Source organism: Streptomyces sp. NPDC048182 (assembly GCF_043202555.1).
Lineage (GTDB): Bacteria > Actinomycetota > Actinomycetes > Streptomycetales > Streptomycetaceae > Streptomyces.
The window spans coordinates 1-17,632 of sequence record NZ_JBIDAQ010000006.1; the positions used below are offsets into that span (position 1 = coordinate 1).

A 17,632-nucleotide genomic window follows, 5' to 3' on the forward strand; every position below is an offset into this window, starting at 1 on the left:
CTTGCGTTTCCGACTCTATCAGATCTTTCCGATCCGATTTCCTCGGTGCTTTCCAGGTTCTCGCTTTCGCGTTTCCCTTTCCGGCGGTTCCGACTTTATCAGAGACTCTGAGCCGGTCTGACCGACTACTGATTTCCGATTTCATCGGGAGGATGTGCTTCAGAGAAGCAGATAGGTTTTTACTAGCGCCCTCCGGGTGAACCCGTCTACAGGCAACTGTGTAAATCTACCTCCCCGCTACCTCCGTGTCAACGGCTCTCGCGGGAACGAAGAGGACACTAGCAGCTCGCCGGGGCCCGACGCACATCAGGCGGCCGTCGGCACCGTGGCGCTGCGTTCCCGCTCCTCCAGGTCTCCCGTGTCACCGGCCCGCACCGCACGCCCGCCCAGCACGTACACGTAGGCCAGGAAGGCAAGTTCGGCGACGACGCCGATGGTGAGGCGGGCCCAGGTGGGCAGCCCTGAGGGGGTGACGAAGCCTTCGATGGCGCCGGACACGAACAGGACCAGGGCCAGGCCGATCGCCATGCCGATGGCGGCACGGCCCTCCTCGGCCAGTGCGGTGCGCCGGGTCCGGGGGCCGGGGTCGATGACGGTCCAGCCGAGGCGCAGGCCCGTGCCGGCGGCCACGAAGACGGCGGTCAGTTCGAGCAGGCCGTGCGGCAGGACCAGGCCGAGGAAGGTGTCCAGGCGGCCGGCCGACTGCATCAGGCCGAAGCCGACGCCCAGATTGAGCATGTTCTGGAAGAGGATCCAGAAGACGGGGAGGCCCAGGAAGACCCCCAGGATCAGGCAGAGCGCGGCGGCCCAGGCGTTGTTCGTCCACACCTGTGCGGCGAAGGAGGCGGCGGGGTGGCTGGAGTAGTACGTCTCGTACTCGCCGCCGGGGCGGGTCAGGTCGCGCAGCTCGCTGGGGGCCGCGATGGAGGACTGCACCTCGGGGTGGGTGCCGATCCACCAGCCGAGGAGGATCGCGACGGCGGTCGACACGAGCGCGGCGGGGACCCACCAGTGGCGGGCGCGATAGACGGCGGCCGGGAAGCCCTGGGTGAGGAAGCGGGTCACGTCTCGCCAGGAGGCCTGGCGGGTGCCGGTCACGGTGCTCCGCGCGCGTGCCACCAGTTGGCTGAGCCGTCCGGTCAGCAGGGGATCGGGGGCGCCGGCGCGGACGAGGGAGAGATGGGTGGCCGTGCGCTGGTAGAGGACGACGAGTTCGTCGGCCTCGGCGCCGGTGAGGCGGCGCCCGCGTCGGAGCAGGGCGTCGAGGCGGTCCCACTCCGCTCGGTGGGCGGAGACGAAGACGTCGAGGTCCATCGGGTGCCTGCTCCTCGGCTGTCGTCGGCGGCTCGGCGTGGATCAGCTTGTAGTACTGCGGCGCGGTTGTCCTCAGCTTGGCAGACTGGCGGGGTCGGAGACGGTCCGGGGGAAGGGTGGCGGGCGTGAGTGAGCTGGTGACCGGCGAGGCGGTGGCGCTGGAGGTGCGCCCCGCGAGGCTGCCCAGTCGTGCGCTGGCCGTGCTGCTCGATCTGGTGGTGGCGGTGGCCGTGTACGTGGCGGTGACCGTCGCGCTGGTGGCGGCCACCTCCTCGCTGGACACGGCCGCGCAGACCGCGCTGTCGATCGCGGTGTTCGTGCTGCTCCTGGTGGGTGGGCCGATCGCGGTGGAGACGCTCAGCCACGGGCGGTCGCTGGGGAAGATGGCGTGCGGGCTGCGGGTGGTGCGGGACGACGGGGGGCCGATCCGGTTCCGGCACGCGCTGGTGCGGGGCCTGCTCGGGGTGGTGGAGATTCTGCTGACCTTCGGGGTGGTGGCCTGCATCGCGTCGCTGGTGTCGGCGCGGGGGCGGCGCCTCGGGGACGTGTTCGCGGGGACGCTGGTGGTGCGGGAGCGGGTGCCGGCGGCGTCGGCCGGGTTCCTGCCGCCGCCTCCGCCCTGGCTGGCCCACCGGGTCTCGGAGCTCGATCTGTCCGCGGTGCCCGATGATCTGTGGCTGGCGGTGCGGCAGTACCTGACGCGGATGGGGCAGCTGGACCGGGGGGTCGGGTGGGGGATGGCCGAGCGGCTCGCCGCCGATGTCGCGGCTCGTACGGGGGCGCCGGTGCCGACCGACGTGCCGCCTGCTCCCTATCTGGCGGCCGTGCTGCACGAGCGGCAGGCGCGGGAGGCCCGGCGGGCGTTCGGGGGCGGTTCCCCTGCGGGCGGCTGGTCCGTTGGGCCGACATCGCCGGTGCCGCCTTCGTCCGCACCGGCCCCACCGGAATCGCCGACTGCCGGTTCGACCCGGCCGACCGATGCGGCGCCGCCTTCGGTGCCGCCGGCCACGGGGTTCGTGCCGCCGGCCTAGCCCGCCGCCGTTCCCTGTCCGTGGGCGGGGGCGTTGCGCAGCTCGGCGCAGCGAGGTGCCTCCCCCAAGCTCTTCGAGCAGGGGGGACCCCCAGCGCCCACCCGTGCCGCCCCAGCGGCACGACTGCCCGCAGACTAAGCCGGTGTCAGGGGAAGACCGACGGCGGTGACTCCAGGTCCTCCAGCTCGATGCCCGGCGCGGAAAGGACGACGTCGCCCGCGAGGTGCACCGTGTGCTGCTCCCCCGTCGACAGGTCGCTGACCTGGTACGCGTCCACGGTGAGGGGTCCGTTGTCAGTGGGGTGTGCTTCTCTGTCGAGCAAGGCCCAGGACTGGTCCACGGTGCGGGGGGCGAGGACCGGGTCCGTGAGGGCGACGAGGCGGACGCGGACCGGTGGTGCGGAAGGGGTGAGGCGCAGGAGACGGGCGGTGGCGACGAGGAAGGCCGGGGAGGTGCCGGTGAAGGCGTGGGCGCGCACATTGCCTTCGGTGGCGTGGGCTCCGGTGGGGTCGGTGCGGACCCAGGTGACGCCGTCGAGGGCGGCGCCGCGGACCTGCCAGTCGGCGGCGCGCAGTTCGAGGCGGAGGGGGCGGCCGAGTTCGTCCAGGGCGAGGTCGACCGAACCGTGAGGGGCCCCGGCGGGCGTGGTCAGCCGGGAGACGTAGCGCCAGCCGGCGGGGCCGGGGGCGCACTGGAAGTGTTCTTCGGCGAGAGAGGTGTGGTCGTGCGGGTCGTGCAGCGAATACCGGCCGCGGGGCATGGGGCTCGTCGGTCCTGGGTGGTGGCGGGCTGGTCCGGCCGCTGAGGCGCCGACCGGGCAGGCCCCCCGACACGGGGGTGCGGGGGGCCTGCCCGGCGGAGTCGCGCGGTGCGGCTCAGTAGCGGTAGTGGTCCGCCTTGTAGGGGCCCTCGACCTTGACGCCGATGTAGTCGGCCTGCTCCTTGCGGAGCGTGGTCAGCTTGACGCCGAGGGAGTCGAGGTGGAGGCGGGCGACCTTCTCGTCGAGGTGCTTGGGCAGCACGTAGACGTCGGTCGGGTACTCGTCGGGCTTGGTGAACAGCTCGATCTGGGCCAGGGTCTGGTCCGCGAAGGAGTTGGACATCACGAAGGACGGGTGGCCGGTGGCGTTGCCCAGGTTGAGCAGGCGGCCCTCCGACAGCACGATGAGGACCTTGCCGTCGGTGAAGGTCCAGGTGTGGACCTGCGGCTTGACCTCGTCCCTGACGATGCCCTCGATCTTCGCCAGGCCGGCCATGTCGATCTCGTTGTCGAAGTGGCCGATGTTGCCCACGATCGCCTGGTGCTTCATCTTGGCCATGTCCGCGGCCATGATGATGTCCTTGTTGCCGGTCGTGGTGACGAAGATGTCGGCCGTCTCGACCACGTCGTCCAGGGTGGCGACCTGGTAGCCGTCCATCGCCGCCTGCAGGGCGCAGATGGGGTCGATCTCGGTGACGATGACGCGGGCGCCCTGGCCGCGCAGGGACTCCGCGCAGCCCTTGCCGACGTCGCCGTAGCCGCAGACGACGGCGGTCTTGCCGCCGATGAGGACGTCGGTGGCGCGGTTGATGCCGTCGATCAGGGAGTGGCGGCAGCCGTACTTGTTGTCGAACTTCGACTTGGTGACCGCGTCGTTGACGTTGATCGCCGGGAACAGGAGGGTGCCGTCGCGGTGCATCTCGTACAGGCGGTGGACGCCGGTGGTGGTCTCCTCGGTCACGCCGCGGATCTCGGAGGCCAGCTGGGTCCACTTCTGCGGGGTCTCGCCCACCGTGCGGGTGAGCAGCTCCAGGATGACGCGGTGCTCGTCGGACTCGGCGGTGTCGGGCGAGGGGACCTTGCCGTCCTTCTCGTACTCGACGCCCTTGTGGACGAGGAGGGTGGCGTCGCCGCCGTCGTCCAGGATCATGTTCGGGCCGCCGGTGGGGGTGTTCGGCCAGGTCAGGGCCTGCTCCGTGCACCACCAGTACTCGTCGAGGGTCTCGCCCTTCCAGGCGAAGACGGGGATGCCCTGCGGGTCGTCGGGCGTGCCGTTCGGGCCGACGGCGATCGCGGCCGCCGCGTGGTCCTGGGTGGAGAAGATGTTGCAGGAGGCCCAGCGGACCTCGGCGCCGAGGGCGGTGAGGGTCTCGATGAGCACGGCGGTCTGCACGGTCATGTGCAGGGAGCCGGTGACGCGGGCGCCGGCCAGCGGCTGGGCCTCGGCGTACTCCTTGCGGATGGACATCAGGCCCGGCATCTCGTGCTCGGCGAGCGTGATCTCCTTGCGGCCGAACTCGGCCAGGGACAGGTCGGCGACCTTGAAGTCCTGTCGCTTGTCGACAGTCGTCATTACGGGCTGCTCCTCGGATCGGGTCGAGGGTGGGTACGGCTGGCCAGCGCGGCGGCGGGCACCGGGGTGCCCCGAAGGAGGACACAGGCATGCCCGCGTACGCGCAGCGCAGTCCGTCGGAGGCCCTCTCTCCCTCGGCCGGGCCCCTCGCGGGGCCGACCGACCGCCATCAGCAGCGACGTCTGGCTCCGTCCAAGCTACACCGGCGGGCTCGGCATCCCCAGTCCCCCTCGGCGCGCGGGTCGGCTGTCTCCGCCGTCGGTGTGGTCGTCCTCGAGGGGCCGGGGAGGGACGGGTCAGTGGGCGCCGGGGGCCTGCTGGGCGGGGCCGCCGGGGGTGGCCTCGGGGTCGGGGCCCTTGGCGGCCTCGGAGGCGCGGTAGATGTCCGGTTCGAGGTAGATGACGCGGGCGATCGGGACGGCCTCGCGGATGCGGGCCTCGGCGGCGTCGATGGCGGCGGCGACCTCGGCGGCGGTCTCGTCGTGGCGTACGGCGATCTTGGCGGCGACGAGGAGTTCCTCGGGGCCGAGGTGGAGGGTGCGCATGTGGATGATGCCGGTGACGGTGTCGCCGTCGACCAGGGCCTTCTCGATCTGCTGGACGGCTTCCGGTCCCGCGGCCTCGCCGAGGAGGAGGGACTTGGTCTCGGCGGCGAGGACGAGGGCGATCAGGATGAGCAGGACGCCGATGCACAGGGTGCCGACGCCGTCCCAGACGCCGTTGCCGGTGAGCAGGGCGAGGCCGACGCCGCCGAGGGCGAGGACGAGGCCGACCAGGGCACCGAAGTCCTCCAGGAGGACGATCGGCAGCTCGGGCGCCTTGGCGCGGCGGATGAACTCCGGCCAGGAGGCGCCCTTGCGCAGCCCGTTGGACTCCTTGATGGCGGTGCGGAAGGAGAAGCCCTCGGCGATGATCGCGAAGACCAGGACGCCGACCGGCCAGTACCAGTGCTCCAGCTCGTGCGGGTGGGCGACCTTCTCGTAGCCCTCGTAGAGGGCGAACATGCCGCCGACGGAGAAGAGGACGATGGAGACGAGGAAGGCGTAGACGTAGCGTTCGCGGCCGTAGCCGAAGGGGTGCTGCGGGGTGGCCTCGCGCTGGGCGCGCTTGCCGCCGAGGAGCAGCAGGCCCTGGTTGCCCGAGTCGGCGACGGAGTGCACGGACTCGGCGAGCATCGAGGACGACCCGCTGAAGAGGAACGCCACGAACTTCGCTGCCGCGATCGAGAGGTTGGCGAGCAGTGCCGCCACGATCGCCCTGTTTCCGCCTGACGCGCTCATGTGTCGCGTGGTCCCTTCACCGTCGTCCGATTCGTCCGAGTCCGCGCGCCGGTGGGGGGCGGGCCGGTGATCGGCCTTTGCCCCTCCTTTGCGGTCCGCCATTGTTGCAGCCCGCCGCACGGGCCTCGACAGCCCGGATGCCCCCGCGGACGGATCAGACGCGCACGGTGGCCCGGAAGACCGTGCCGACGCCCGTGACCTGCACCGTTTCGCCGGCCGGCACGAAGAGGGAGGTGCCGGGGGCGAGGGTGTCCGCGCCGACGCGGACCGCGCCGGCCGTGCAGAGGAGGATCTGCGGGGCGGGGCGGGTGAGGTCGTGCGGGCCGGCGCCCTCGGGGAGGACGTAGCGGGAGAGGCGGAACTCGTCGGTGGGGGTGTCGTAGACCTCCTCGCCGTCCTCGGACGCCTCCGGGCGCAGCACGCCGGGGTCGCCGGCCTCGAAGCGGACGATGCGCAGGAGTTCGGGGACGTCGACGTGCTTGGGGGTCAGGCCGCAGCGCAGCACGTTGTCCGAGTTGGCCATGATCTCGACGCCGAGGCCGCTGAGGTAGGCGTGCGGGATGCCGGCGCCGAGGTAGAGGGCCTCGCCGGGCTGCAGGCGTACGTGGTTGAGCAGCATCGCCGCGAGGACCCCGGGGTCGCCCGGGTAGTGGTGGGCGAGGCCGGCGTAGGGGGCGTGGGCGCCGCCGAGGCGTTCGCAGGCGGCTGCGGCCTCGGCGACCGTGCGGGACATCTCCTCGGGGTCGGCCGTGAGCAGCGCGGTGAGGACCTCGCGCAGGGCGGCGTCCTCGGGGCGGGCGTGCAGGAGGTCGACGTAGGGCTTGAGGGAGGCGACGCCGAGGCCGTCGAGCAGTCCGGCCGCCTCGGCGGGGGCGCGGAAGCCGCACAGGCCGTCGAACTCGGTGAGGGCGCAGATGAGTTCGGGCTTGTGGTTGGCGTCCTTGTAGTTGCGGTGCGGGGCGTCGAGGGGGACGCCCCGGCGCTCCTCGTCGGCGTAGCCCTCGCGGGCCTGCGCGAGGTCGGGGTGGACCTGGAGGGAGAGCGGGGCGCCGGCGGCGAGGAGCTTGAGCAGGAACGGCAGGCGTGGGCCGAAGCGGGCGACGGCCGCGGGGCCCAGTTCGCGCTCGGGGTCGGCGTCGATCAGCTCGGTGAGGGTGCCGCGGGCGGTGCGGGAGGGGGCGCCGGGGTGGGCGCCCATCCACATCTCGGCCTGTGGTTCGCCGGTGGGGTCGGTGCCGAGGAGGGCGGGGATCGCGGTGGCCGAACCCCAGGCGTAGGGGCGGATCGTGTTGTCGAGGCGGTCCATGGGTTCTCTCTGCCGGTCGGCTGAAGGGAGCGCGGACCGTCGTACGGCCCGGGTACGAGATCAGGCGCCCGAGGCGAGCGCCAGGTAGACGGCGGCGAAATCCGTGACGGCGATCAGTTCGGCGAGGGTCTCCAGCTCGCCGCCCGGCTCGGGTTCCAGCTCGCTGATCGGGGTGTCGTGGCCGAGGGCCAGGTCGCGGGCGCCGGGGGCGGCGGTGAGGCCGCCGGTGGGGCGGTCGCGCAGCAGCACCACGCGCGCGTGGAGGGCGGGTGCCTCCTCGACGCGGTCGCGGAAGAAGTCGTCGGGGTCGGCGGCGGCGGCCAGGCGTCCGGCGAGCAGGGCGCCGTGGGCGGCGAGCGCCTCGGGCAGTTCGGCGACGACGGCCGGGGTGCCGGCCAGCTCGGCGAGGGCGGCGGCGAAGCGCCGGCCCGCGGGCCCGGCGGAGGTGCCCTCGGTCCAGATCACCGGCAGGGACTCGGCGAGTTCGGCGGCGAGGGTCTTGGCCGGGTTGCCGTAGGTGAGGATGGCAGGACCGCAGCGCTCGGCGACCTGGTCGAGGCGGTCGGCGACGCGTTCGACGGCCTCGGGCGGTGCCTCCAGGAGGCCGGTGCGGTCCAGGAGCGCGAGGAGCGGGGTGAGCAGCGCCCACAGCACGCCGGGGGCGGCGCCGGCGACGGGTTCGTCGTCGTCGTAGGCGGCGGTGGCCAGGGGCAGGAACATGCCGACGGAGCCGTTGACGGACTCGCTGAGCGGGGAGCGGGCGGGGGCCACGGCGACGACGGTGCAGCCGCGCCGGTACGCCTGCTCGGCGAGCAGCGCCAGGCCGGGCTCGGTGCCGTCGGGGGTGGCGATGAGGAGCAGGTCGACGGAGCCGGCCCAGCCGGGCAGTTCCCAGCGCAGGGCGCCGGCGGCGGGGGCGACGCCGGTCGGGGCGAGGCGGGTGACGGGGCTGCCGGCGCCGGCCAGGGCGCCGAGGAGGTCGGCGGCCTGCCCTGCGGCGGCTCCGGGCCCGGCGATCAGTACGGCGCGGGGGCGGCCGTCCGGTTTGAGGCCGCCGACGCCCGCCTCGGCGGCGTACCGGGCGGCGGTGCGCACCCGGGCACCGGCCTCGGCGGCGCCGCGGAGCAGGCCGCGGCGGTCGGCCGCGGTGAGGCGCTCCGGGGCGTCGAGCAGCGTTTCGTCCAGCATGGCGGCGGGTCTCCGTTCACCGGGGCGGCTCTCGCGCGGGGGTGCCGGGTGGCTGGCCCGGCGGCCGATCACTCGGGGCGGCGGGCCTCGTCGACGAGGAGGACGGGGATGCCGTCGCGGACCGGGTAGGCCAGGCCGCAGTCCTGGCCGGTGCAGACCAGTTCCTCGCCGCGCTCCTCCAGCGGGGCGTGGCAGGCCGGGCAGGCGAGGATCTCCAGGAGGCCGGCTTCGAGCGGCATGGGGTGTCCCTTCGGGCGCGGGGCGCGGTGCGGTGCGGTGGTGCGCGGGCGTTGTGCTGCTGTGCTGGTCAGGGTACCGCCGGGTGGGGGGCGGTGTGGGCGGCCGGGGTGGACCGGTACGGAGCGGGTGCCCCCCGGGGGGGGGCAGCGGGTGAGCCGGAGCTGCGGGGGGGCGTTCGCGCGGCTCGGCGCTGCGAGGTGCCGCTGCGCCCACCCGTGCCGCCCCAGCGGCACGACTGCCCGCAGCTACGCGGGAGGGGTGGGCGGGCGCGGCACGACTGCCCGCAGCTACGCGAGGGAGGGTGGGCGGGCGCGGCACGAGTGCCCGCAGATGCGGCGGAGGGGTGCGATGCAGCGGGCGGGACTGCAACGCCCCAGGGGCGCGGGGAACTGCGCGACCAGCCACGACGCGCCCGCGGGCGACGAACTACCCGCAGCTGATCAGCCCCGGATGATCGCCAGGGCCTCGTCGCGGACCCGCGTCATCGTGGACTCGTCGCGGGCCTCGGCGTTCAGGCGGAGGAGGGGCTCGGTGTTGGAGGGGCGGACGTTGAACCACCAGTCGTCGGCGGCGACGGTCAGACCGTCGAGGTCGTCCAGGGTGACGCCCGCGCGCCCCGCGTAGGCGGCGCGGATCGCGGCGAGGCGGCCGGACTGGTCGGCGACGGTGGAGTTGATCTCCCCGGAGCCGGCGTAGCGGTCGTAGGCGGCGGCCAGCTCCGACAGCGGGCCCGGCTGCTCGCCGAGGGCGGCCAGGACGTGCAGGGCGGCCAGCATGCCGGTGTCGGCGTTCCAGAAGTCGCGGAAGTAGTAGTGCGCGGAGTGCTCGCCGCCGAAGATCGCGCCGGACGTCGCCATCTCGGCCTTGATGAAGGAGTGGCCGACCCGCGTGCGCACCGGGGTGCCGCCGTGCTCGCGGACGATCTCCGGCACCGAGCGGGAGGTGATGAGGTTGTGGATGACGGTGCCCTTGCCGCCGTTGCGGGCGAGTTCACGGGTGGCGACGAGGGCGGTGACCGCGGACGGGGAGACCGGCTCGCCGCGCTCGTCCACGACGAAGCACCGGTCGGCGTCCCCGTCGAAGGCGAGGCCCAGGTCGGCGCCCTCCTCGCGCACCCGCTTCTGGAGGTCGACCAGGTTGGCGGGGTCCAGGGGGTTGGCCTCGTGGTTGGGGAAGGTGCCGTCGAGTTCGAAGTACATCGGCACCACGTCGAGCGGCAGGCCGGCGAGGACCGAGGGGACGGTGTGGCCGCCCATGCCGTTGCCCGCGTCGACGACGACCTTCAGGGGGCGGATGCCGGTGAGGTCGACGAGGGAGCGCAGGTGGGCGGCGTAGTCGGCGAGGGTGTCGCGCCGGGTGAGGGTGCCCGAGTGGGCCGCGGGCTCGGGGACGCCGGTGGCCAGCCACCCCTCCACCAGGGCGCGGATCTCGGCGAGGCCGGTGTCCTGGCCGACGGGGGCGGCGCCGGAGCGGCACAGCTTGATGCCGTTGTACCGGGCCGGGTTGTGCGAGGCGGTGAACATGGCGCCGGGCAGGTCCAGCGCGCCCGAGGCGTAGTACAGCTGGTCGGTGGAGCACAGGCCGATCTGGGTGACGTCGGCGCCGCGGGCCGCCGCGCCGCGCGCGAAGGCGCCGGACAGGCCGGGGGACGAGGGCCGCATGTCGTGGCCGACGGCGATGGCGCTCGCGCCGGTCAGCTCGACGAAGGCGGCGCCGAACAGCTCGGCCAGCGAGTCGTCCCACTGGTCGGGGACGACACCGCGTACGTCGTACGCCTTCACGATCTGCGAGAGATCAGCAGCCACGGCCGGCCTTTCTGGAAGTCCTGTGCGTGCGCGGGAGAGCCCGTGCGTGCGCACAAACTAACCGAAGGGCCGAGGCGGGCGGCGCGGGGCCGGTCAGTTGTCGGGCGAGCGCAGGACGCGCAGGTGGCCGCGGCGCGCGACCTCCATCGGGTCCGCCGTGCGCGGCCCGCCGCCGGCCTCGGCCGCGCGCTCCTGGGGACGGGCGGCCTCGCGCACGGCGTTGGCCAGCGCCTCCAGGTCGTCGCCGCTGGGGTGGGCCGGGGCGGAGCCGTCGAGGAGCCGGACGACCTCCCAGCCGCGCGGGGCGGTGAGGCGCTCGGAGTGCTCGGCGCACAGGTCGTAGCAGTGGGGTTCGGCGTAGGTGGCGAGCGGGCCGAGGACCGCGGTCGAGTCGGCGTAGACGTACGTCAGCGTCGCGACGGCGGGACGGCCGCAGGCGGTGCGCGAACAGCGACGTACAGGGCTCACGATGTTGGACGGTACCGCACTCTTGAGCGGGCCGCGACGACTCTCCCCCACGTCACCCCACCGTGTCGTGGCGCGAAACGACCCAAAGTCACCCGCGGATGTGCGAGGCTGACCTGCGCCTACGTCGATTCGGGGGCGCGCGGAGGCCGGACCGGCGGTCATCTCCCGGCACGAAAGGCGACGTTCGCCGACATGCGGCGAGCACGTCCCGATCCCTTGGCGATACGGGAGCGGTCCCGAACTTGGCCGAAACGGGCACGTACGGACAGCCGAGGACAGGCGCGCGGCACCGGCCGGCGGTCCGTGTGGGGTCCGGCGCGGGGACCCGGCGGGGATTACCCTTCACCAGTGATGGACAACCCCATGACGCCCCGTGACGCCGGCCGCCCGGGGCCCCGCCGCCGCGACCGCCACGGCCGGGGCATGCGCGGTCCGGTCGCACCGCCGCAGGTGCCGCTCGCGGCGAGCCGCGGCGAGGTCTTCGCGGACCTCGTGCAGGACTCCGTGGAGCGCCTGGAGCGGCGGTGGCCGCAGCTCGCGGAGGTCGACTTCCTCGTCCTGGAGGTGCCCCGGCTGGACGCGGGCGCGGACGCCTGGAGCGACGAGGCGGTGCCGCTGGGCGGCACCGTGCCGGCGCGGGACGGGCGGCCCGGGCGGGTGGTCGTCTACCGGCGGCCGGTGGAGATCCGCACCAAGGGGCGAGACGAGCGGGCGGCGCTGGTGCACGAGGTGGTCGTGGAGCAGGTCGCCGAGCTGCTGGGGCTGACGCCGGAGACGGTGGACCCGCGGTACGGGGAGGACTGACCGCCGCCCGCCGCCCGGTCGGCGCGACGCGGAGGACGACCCCCCGCCGGTCCGGTCAGCGCTGGAGCACCGACAGGTCCTCCTCCGCCGTGGGGACCGCCACCGTGCCGCGGTCGTCGCGCAGGGTCTGCACGGTGAAGGCCGCCGCGCCGCCCACCGGCCGGGTCAGGGTGCGGGCGGCGTAGAGCGGGCCGCCGGAGAGGGTCTCCACGGTCAGCGCGTACGTCCCCTTCAGGCCGGCCGGCACCGGGGCCGCCACGTCCTGGCTGCTGCCGCCCTTGACGGTGAACGTCCTGGTCGCCGGGGTGCCGCCGCCGCTGCCCGCCGACGCCGTGACCCTGACCTGCGCGGTCTGTCCCGGGGCGGCCAGGGACAGGGTGGTGCCCTTGGCCGCGTTGTCGACCGTGGTGGCGCGCGCGCCGACCGGGGCGGTGGCCGGGACGAACGCGCTCTCCTGCTTCGCCCCCTTGCCGCGCAGTACCCGCACCGCCGCCACGACCGGCACGGACCGGCCCGCGGTCGGCGAGAGCACCAGTGAGCCGGCCTCGCCGCGGGTGACCGCGCCGAGGTCGACGGCGGTCGTCATGCCGGCCTTGACGTGCACCGTCTCGTGGCCCGCCGGGGTGAAGGAGCCGTTCGGCGAGGCGAGCCGCACCTTCACGTCGGCGTCGGTGCCGCCCGGGGTGAACAGCACCAGGCGCACGTCCGTGGCGTCCTTGGGGATGCCCGGCAGCACCAGGTCGGCCGACGGGTCGGCGGCGGCGGTCAGCCAGTCGCCGCCGAGCTTGTCGTCAAGGGCCTGCACCGCGGCCCCGACACGCCCGCTGCGCACGCCGACGTGCACGGTGAGGTCGCTCTCCTCGGCGTCGGTCAGCGTGGACAGCAGCAGGGCGTCGGTGGCGTGCGGGGGCACCGTGACGCCGTCGCCGACCGTGGACTTCAGGGTGCCGTCCTTGCCGTACAGATCGATGTCGACGACGGCCGCCGAGTCGTCCGGGTTGGTCAGGTGCACGTAGTCCGTGCGGCCGGCGGAGGTGGCGGCGCCGGGGAACCAGAACTCGGTGTCCGGGGCCGTGCAGTCGACGCCCAGCAGGCCGCGGCCGGTGCCGGCCCCGACCTCGGTGGTCTGCTGCACGGTCCAGCCGGGGGCCTGGGCGCCCTCGGCGGTGCCGAGCAGGGCGGGGGCGCCGGCGCCGGTGGCCTTGCCGGTGGCCGGGGTGCCGGGGGCCGTGGGTCGTACGGCGGGCTTGGCGCCCTTCTTGGGCTGGCCGGCGGTGCCGGTCCGCGCGCCGTCCGCCGCGGCCGTCAGCGTGGCCGTGCCCTTGCCGTCGGCGCCCTTGGTGACCGGGGTGAAGGAGGTGTACGCCGTCTCGGCGAGGTCGGAGGCGCTGGGCGCCGGGCAGAGCAGGGCGCTGCGCTCGACGGGCAGCCGGGCGGCCGTGCGGGCGGCTTCGGGGGCGGCGTCCTCCGGGGCGGCCACCGCGGCGAAGGCGGTGACGGCGGCGAGGGCGGCGGTGCCGGCGATCAGGGACAGGGTGGTGCGGTTCACTGCTGGCTCCCGTCGGGACGCTCACTGCCCGGGCCGTGGTGGTGCGGGTGGTGGGCCGGGTCGTACGGGGCGGCGTAGCCGTCGTCCTGGCCGTGGCCCTGCCCGTCCTGCCCGTGCCCCTGTTCCTGCCCCTGTTCGGGGTCGTAGGGGCCGGCGGCCTGGGGGGTGCCCTCGCCGTAGGCGTACGGGTCGTAGGGGACGCCCTCGTACGGGGTGCCGCCCTGGTAGGCGCCCGCCTGGTACGGGTCGGCGGACTGGTACGGGTCCGCCTGGTACGGATCGGCCTGGTACGGGTCGTACGCGTCCGGGCCGGGGTGCTGCGGGACGGCCTGGTACTGCTCGCCGTCGGTGCCGTAGCCGGCGTAGGGGTCGTAGGTGGCTCCCTGGTGGGCGTGCGTGTCCCAGGCGCCGTAGTCGGGCTGCGGCGGGATGGGCGCCGCGGGCCCCGGGGCGGTGGTGGGGTCGGTGCCCTGATCGGCGTCGGCCGACCCGGCCCCGGTGGTCTCGGCGGCCTCCGCCTCCGCCTCGGCCTGGGCGCGCAGGCGGCGGGCGCGGCGGCCCTCGCCCGTGGGGGCCTCGGCCGGGGCGGCGGGCTCCTCGGGGAGGTCGTCGTCGACATGGCGGCGCCGCCCGGGCAGGGCCATGACGACCAGGACGACGGCCAGCAGGCCCTGGGCCCACAGCCAGGCAGTGTGCGTGAACGGGTCCTCGAAGGTGACGTCGAGGTCGCCGCCGGCGGCGGGCAGGGTGAAGCCCTGGGCCCAGCCGTCGACCGTGGTGCGGGGCAGCGGCTTGCCGTCCAGGGTGGCCGTCCAGCCCGCGTCGGCCGTGTCGGCGAGGCGCAGCACCCGGCCGTCGGCGCCGGACGGGAGCTTCGTGTGGATCTCGACGGGCCCTGCCGCGACGGGCTGCGGCGCACCGGTGCCGTCCTTCGCGACCACGCTCGCGCGGGCCACCTCGCGGTTGACCCGCCACAGTCCGCTGCCGTCCTGGCGGCTGAGCCGGCTCAGGCCGGGCGTGGCGTCCAGGACGCGGGCGACCTCGCGGGGCGCGCCCTTGTGGACGAGGACGTAGCGCACGGCGAAGCCGCCGAGCTGGTCGGCCTGGTCGGCGCCTGAGCCGGCGACCAGGTTGGCGACGACCTTGTCGAGCCGGGCGTTGCCGCCGTCGGCGGCGGCCAGTTCGCCGTCGCCCATCCGGGCGCCGGAGCCGCGCACCAGCATGTAGCGCACGTGGGCGGCGGAGTCGCTGTCGAGGACCAGGGTGCGGGCCTGGTCGCGGGTGCGGCTCTCCTCGGCGACGAAGGCGGGCACCTGGGTGGGGTCGCGCCGCTCCAGGGGCCCGTCGGCGCCGCCGAGCACCCAGCCGGCGGCGGCGATCAGCGGGCCGACGGCCGAGGCGAGGGCGATCAGCGCGGCGACCGGCTGGCGCCAGCCGAAGCTCTGCTCGGCCACCCGCGCGCGTGCCCCGTCGGCGCCGATGACGGCGGCGGACAGCAGGGCGAGGCCGTAGACCAGGGTGGCGGGGCCCGCCCAGGCGTCCCGGTCGGACAGCACCGCGAGGATCAGGGCGGCCAGGGCGGCGGCCCAGGCGGTGCGGACGCCGCGCTGCCGCTCGGAGCGCAGCAGGGCGGCGAGCGCCGCGAGGACGATGCCGATCAGGACGAGCCCGCCGACCGTGCCGGGGCCGCCGGGGCTGGTGCCGAGCAGGTCGAGCGGGGAGGCGGCCGAGGCGCCGTAGGGCAGGCCGGCCTCGTCCAGGAAGCCGGACGGGAAGAGGGTGAGCGACCAGGGCGCGAGCAGCAGCAGCGGGGTGCCGAGCTGCGCGAGGAAGCGGAGCCCGTACGCCGTGATCTCGGCGCGGCGCAGCACCAGGACGCCGATGCCGAGCAGCAGCGCGAGGGGCCAGACGACGGGCGTGAAGGCGGTGGTGAGGGTGAGCAGCAGCGCGTACGCCCAGGTGGCGCGCCAGCCGCCGCGGGCCCCGGTGGAGCTGCCGAGGCCGGCCGCCGCGACGGCCGCGCGGGCGATGAGCGGGAGCAGCACGGCGAGGACGGCGGTGCCGACCCGGCCGCCGGCCAGGGCGCCGGTGGCGGCGGGCAGGAAGGCGTAGGCGACGGCCGCCCACGCGCGCAGCAGCCGGGAGGGGACCAGCGGGCGGGAGGCGAAGTACGCGCTGACGCCGGCCAGCGGCACCGAGCAGACCAGGAGCAGGGTGAGGGCGAGGCCGGTCGAGCCGAGCAGCACCGAGGAGAAGGCCGCGACGATCGCGAGGTAGGGCGGGGCGGCGGCGGTGCCGCCGGCGCCCACGGTGTGCCAGGCGTCGGTGTAGCGCGCCCACAGCTCGCCGGCGCCGGGCGGGGCGGGCAGCAGGGCGCCGCCGGCCAGCGCGCCGGCGCCGAACAGGGCGCGGCAGGCGGCCAGCGAGACGAGCAGCAGCACCAGGAAGAGCACCGGGCCCGGTTTGCGGGCGATGCGCTTGAGGCGGGCGAACTGCTCGATCTCCAGGAAGTCGGCGTCGTCGCCGCCGGGCCCGGACTCGACGGCCCCGCCGTGCCGTCCGGCGCCGGCGGCGGTCTCGGTGTCGGAGCGGCCGACGAGGTTGCCGGCGACCTGCTCGACGGTGACCCGGACGGTGGCGCCGGGCGGCGGGAAGAGGGGGCGCAGCTCGTCCTTGTCGATCTGCGGGCGGCCCCGCTCGCGGCGGCCGGCCAGCACGCGCTCGGGGCGCAGCAGGACGCCGAGCAGCCCGCGGATCTCGTCGACGGCCTGCCCGGGGACCTTGCCGACCAGGTAGGCGACGGTGCGCAGCAGGGTGCCGACGACGATGCGCAGGAGCACCCAGGGCAGCACCGCCGTACGGGCGTTGACGAGGAGGGTGTGGACGGCGCCGGCCTTGTCGACCTTGTGCGGGGAGGCGGTGGTGCGCCCCGCGCAGTCGACGGCGCGGCGCTCGCGGGAGGCGGCCTCGGCGTGCCGGACCACGGCGTCGGGGGCGACCAGGACGCGCAGGCCGGCGCTGTGGGCGCGCCAGCACAGGTCCACGTCGTCGCGCATCAGGGGCAGTCGGCGGTCGAAGCCGCCGAGCCGCTCGAAGACGTCGCGGCGCACCAGCATGCCGGCGGTGGAGACGGCGAGGACGGAGCGCACGTGGTCGTGCTGGCCCTGGTCCTGCTCGCGGCGGTCCAGACCCGTCCAGCGGCGGCCGGAGTTGGCGATGGAGACGCCGACCTCCAGGAGCTGCCTGCGGTCGTACCAGCCGCGGAGCTTGGGGCCGACGACGGCGACGTCCGCGCGGCCCAGGTCGTACTCGGTGTCCACCACGCGCAGCAGGTGGGCGAGGGCGTCGGGCTCGGGGGCGCAGTCGTCGTGCAGCAGCCAGAGCCACTGCACCGGTTCGCCGTGCGGCAGTTCGGGCAGGTCGTAGGCGTCGTCGCGCCAGCTGCGGCTGACCGGGTCCCAGCCGCTGGGGCGCTTGAGGTAGGGCAGCTCCTCGGGGGTGAGGAGCGGGGCGGTGCGGGCGGCCTCCTCGACGGCCTGGCCGAAGCCGGTGCGGCGGGCGAGGTGCAGCACGCGGTCGTCGCCGAGGGCCTCGGTGACCAGGCGCGCGGAGTCGTCGGCGCTGCCGGTGTCGGCGGCCACCGCGTACTGCACGGGGCGCTCCTGGCCGAGCAGGCCGCCGAGCGCGTCGGGCAGCCAGCGGGCCCCGTCGTGGGAGACGAGGACCGCGCTCACCACGTGGCGCGGGAACTCAGGTGTGGCAGCGAGGTCTTGACGGGCTGCCGAGTGGCTCTGCACGGACATCGAGGTACGGGCCCCGGTTCGGTGGACTGCGGTGGACACCGCGGCCACCGTGGCGGCGGGGTGTCTCGGACGAGCGCCCACACTATCGGCTGGGCACGACGACGGCCCGCCGCCGGTGGACAACCCACCTGCGAGGGGCCGTTCTTGTCGTGTCCCGCCGGGTCCGTCGGATCAGACGGCGGCCTTCTTCAGGCGGCGGCGCTCGCGCTCGGACAGGCCGCCCCAGATGCCGAAGCGCTCGTCGTTGGCGAGGGCGTACTCGAGGCATTCGGAGCGGACCTCGCAGGCGAGGCAGACCTTTTTGGCTTCTCTGGTAGAGCCGCCCTTCTCGGGGAAGAAGGACTCGGGGTCGGTCTGGGCGCACAGTGCGCGCTCCTGCCAGCCGAGTTCCTCGTCCGCGTCGTCGACCAGCAGTTGCTCCACCAGCTCGGTCATGTGCGCCCCTCGTCTGTCTTCCGCGTGCCCGTGGTCCGGCCGTAGTCGATGCCTGCCGGACGACACGAGTGAAATT

Annotated in this window: 14 protein-coding genes; 2 read left to right on the forward strand and 12 right to left on the reverse strand. The window is 74.8% G+C overall.

Annotated elements, in window-relative coordinates; all coding sequences use genetic code 11:
* Positions 1-306: 306 nt before the first annotated feature.
* Positions 307-1,314 carry a stage II sporulation protein M gene (locus ACGFZL_RS13390; RefSeq protein ID WP_393691250.1) on the reverse strand — a complete coding sequence of 336 codons (1,008 nt, stop codon included), beginning with the start codon at positions 1,312-1,314 and terminating at the stop codon, positions 307-309.
* A gap of 125 nt (positions 1,315-1,439) precedes the next feature.
* Between ACGFZL_RS13390 and ACGFZL_RS13395 the strand changes: the two genes are divergently transcribed.
* Entirely contained in the window at positions 1,440-2,345 is a 906-nt protein-coding gene (locus tag ACGFZL_RS13395) for an RDD family protein (protein WP_393691252.1), read from the forward strand.
* Between the two features lie 145 nt (positions 2,346-2,490).
* On the opposite strand, the gene ACGFZL_RS13400 is transcribed toward ACGFZL_RS13395, so the two are convergent.
* The 8 genes from ACGFZL_RS13400 to ACGFZL_RS13435 form a co-directional block, all read right to left on the reverse strand.
* A complete protein-coding gene (locus ACGFZL_RS13400) occupies positions 2,491-3,105 on the reverse strand; it encodes a hypothetical protein (protein WP_393691254.1) in 615 nt (204 codons plus the stop codon).
* Between the two features lie 115 nt (positions 3,106-3,220).
* Positions 3,221-4,678, reverse strand: coding sequence for an adenosylhomocysteinase (gene ahcY / locus ACGFZL_RS13405; RefSeq protein ID WP_355175965.1), 1,458 nt, complete (start codon positions 4,676-4,678; stop codon positions 3,221-3,223).
* A gap of 296 nt (positions 4,679-4,974) precedes the next feature.
* On the reverse strand, positions 4,975-5,958 hold the full coding sequence (locus ACGFZL_RS13410) for a cation diffusion facilitator family transporter (RefSeq protein ID WP_393691256.1): 984 nt from the start codon (positions 5,956-5,958) through the stop codon (positions 4,975-4,977).
* Positions 5,959-6,112: 154 nt separating this feature from the next.
* On the reverse strand, positions 6,113-7,264 hold the full coding sequence (gene manA, locus ACGFZL_RS13415) for a mannose-6-phosphate isomerase, class I (RefSeq protein ID WP_393691258.1): 1,152 nt from the start codon (positions 7,262-7,264) through the stop codon (positions 6,113-6,115).
* Positions 7,265-7,324: 60 nt separating this feature from the next.
* A complete protein-coding gene (locus ACGFZL_RS13420; protein WP_355175962.1) occupies positions 7,325-8,452 on the reverse strand; it encodes an SIS domain-containing protein in 1,128 nt (375 codons plus the stop codon).
* A gap of 68 nt (positions 8,453-8,520) precedes the next feature.
* Positions 8,521-8,691 (reverse strand): Trm112 family protein, encoded by a 171-nt coding sequence (locus tag ACGFZL_RS13425; RefSeq protein ID WP_355175961.1) that lies wholly within the window; start codon positions 8,689-8,691, stop codon positions 8,521-8,523.
* Positions 8,692-9,132: 441 nt separating this feature from the next.
* Positions 9,133-10,497 (reverse strand): phosphomannomutase/phosphoglucomutase, encoded by a 1,365-nt coding sequence (locus ACGFZL_RS13430; protein ID WP_393691261.1) that lies wholly within the window; start codon positions 10,495-10,497, stop codon positions 9,133-9,135.
* A gap of 93 nt (positions 10,498-10,590) precedes the next feature.
* Complete coding sequence (locus tag ACGFZL_RS13435) at positions 10,591-10,965, reverse strand: DUF3499 domain-containing protein (protein ID WP_393691263.1); 375 nt, start codon at positions 10,963-10,965, stop codon at positions 10,591-10,593.
* 363 nt (positions 10,966-11,328) lie between these two features.
* On the opposite strand from ACGFZL_RS13435, the gene ACGFZL_RS13440 reads away from it, so the two are divergent.
* Positions 11,329-11,769, forward strand: a complete 441-nt coding sequence (locus tag ACGFZL_RS13440; protein ID WP_355175959.1) for a metallopeptidase family protein — start codon at positions 11,329-11,331, stop codon at positions 11,767-11,769.
* 55 nt (positions 11,770-11,824) lie between these two features.
* Here ACGFZL_RS13440 and ACGFZL_RS13445 read toward each other — a convergent pair whose 3' ends face one another.
* The 3 genes from ACGFZL_RS13445 to ACGFZL_RS13455 all read right to left on the reverse strand — a co-directional run bounded on the left by ACGFZL_RS13445 (position 11,825) and on the right by ACGFZL_RS13455 (position 17,556).
* Entirely contained in the window at positions 11,825-13,318 is a 1,494-nt protein-coding gene (locus ACGFZL_RS13445; protein WP_393691265.1) for a DUF5719 family protein, read from the reverse strand.
* Positions 13,315-17,121 (reverse strand): glycosyltransferase family 2 protein, encoded by a 3,807-nt coding sequence (locus ACGFZL_RS13450; protein ID WP_393691267.1) that lies wholly within the window; start codon positions 17,119-17,121, stop codon positions 13,315-13,317. Before ACGFZL_RS13450 ends, ACGFZL_RS13445 begins: the two co-directional genes overlap by 4 nt.
* Positions 17,122-17,292: 171 nt before the next feature.
* Positions 17,293-17,556 carry a WhiB family transcriptional regulator gene (locus ACGFZL_RS13455; RefSeq protein ID WP_030377564.1) on the reverse strand — a complete coding sequence of 88 codons (264 nt, stop codon included), beginning with the start codon at positions 17,554-17,556 and terminating at the stop codon, positions 17,293-17,295.
* Positions 17,557-17,632 lie beyond the last annotated feature (76 nt).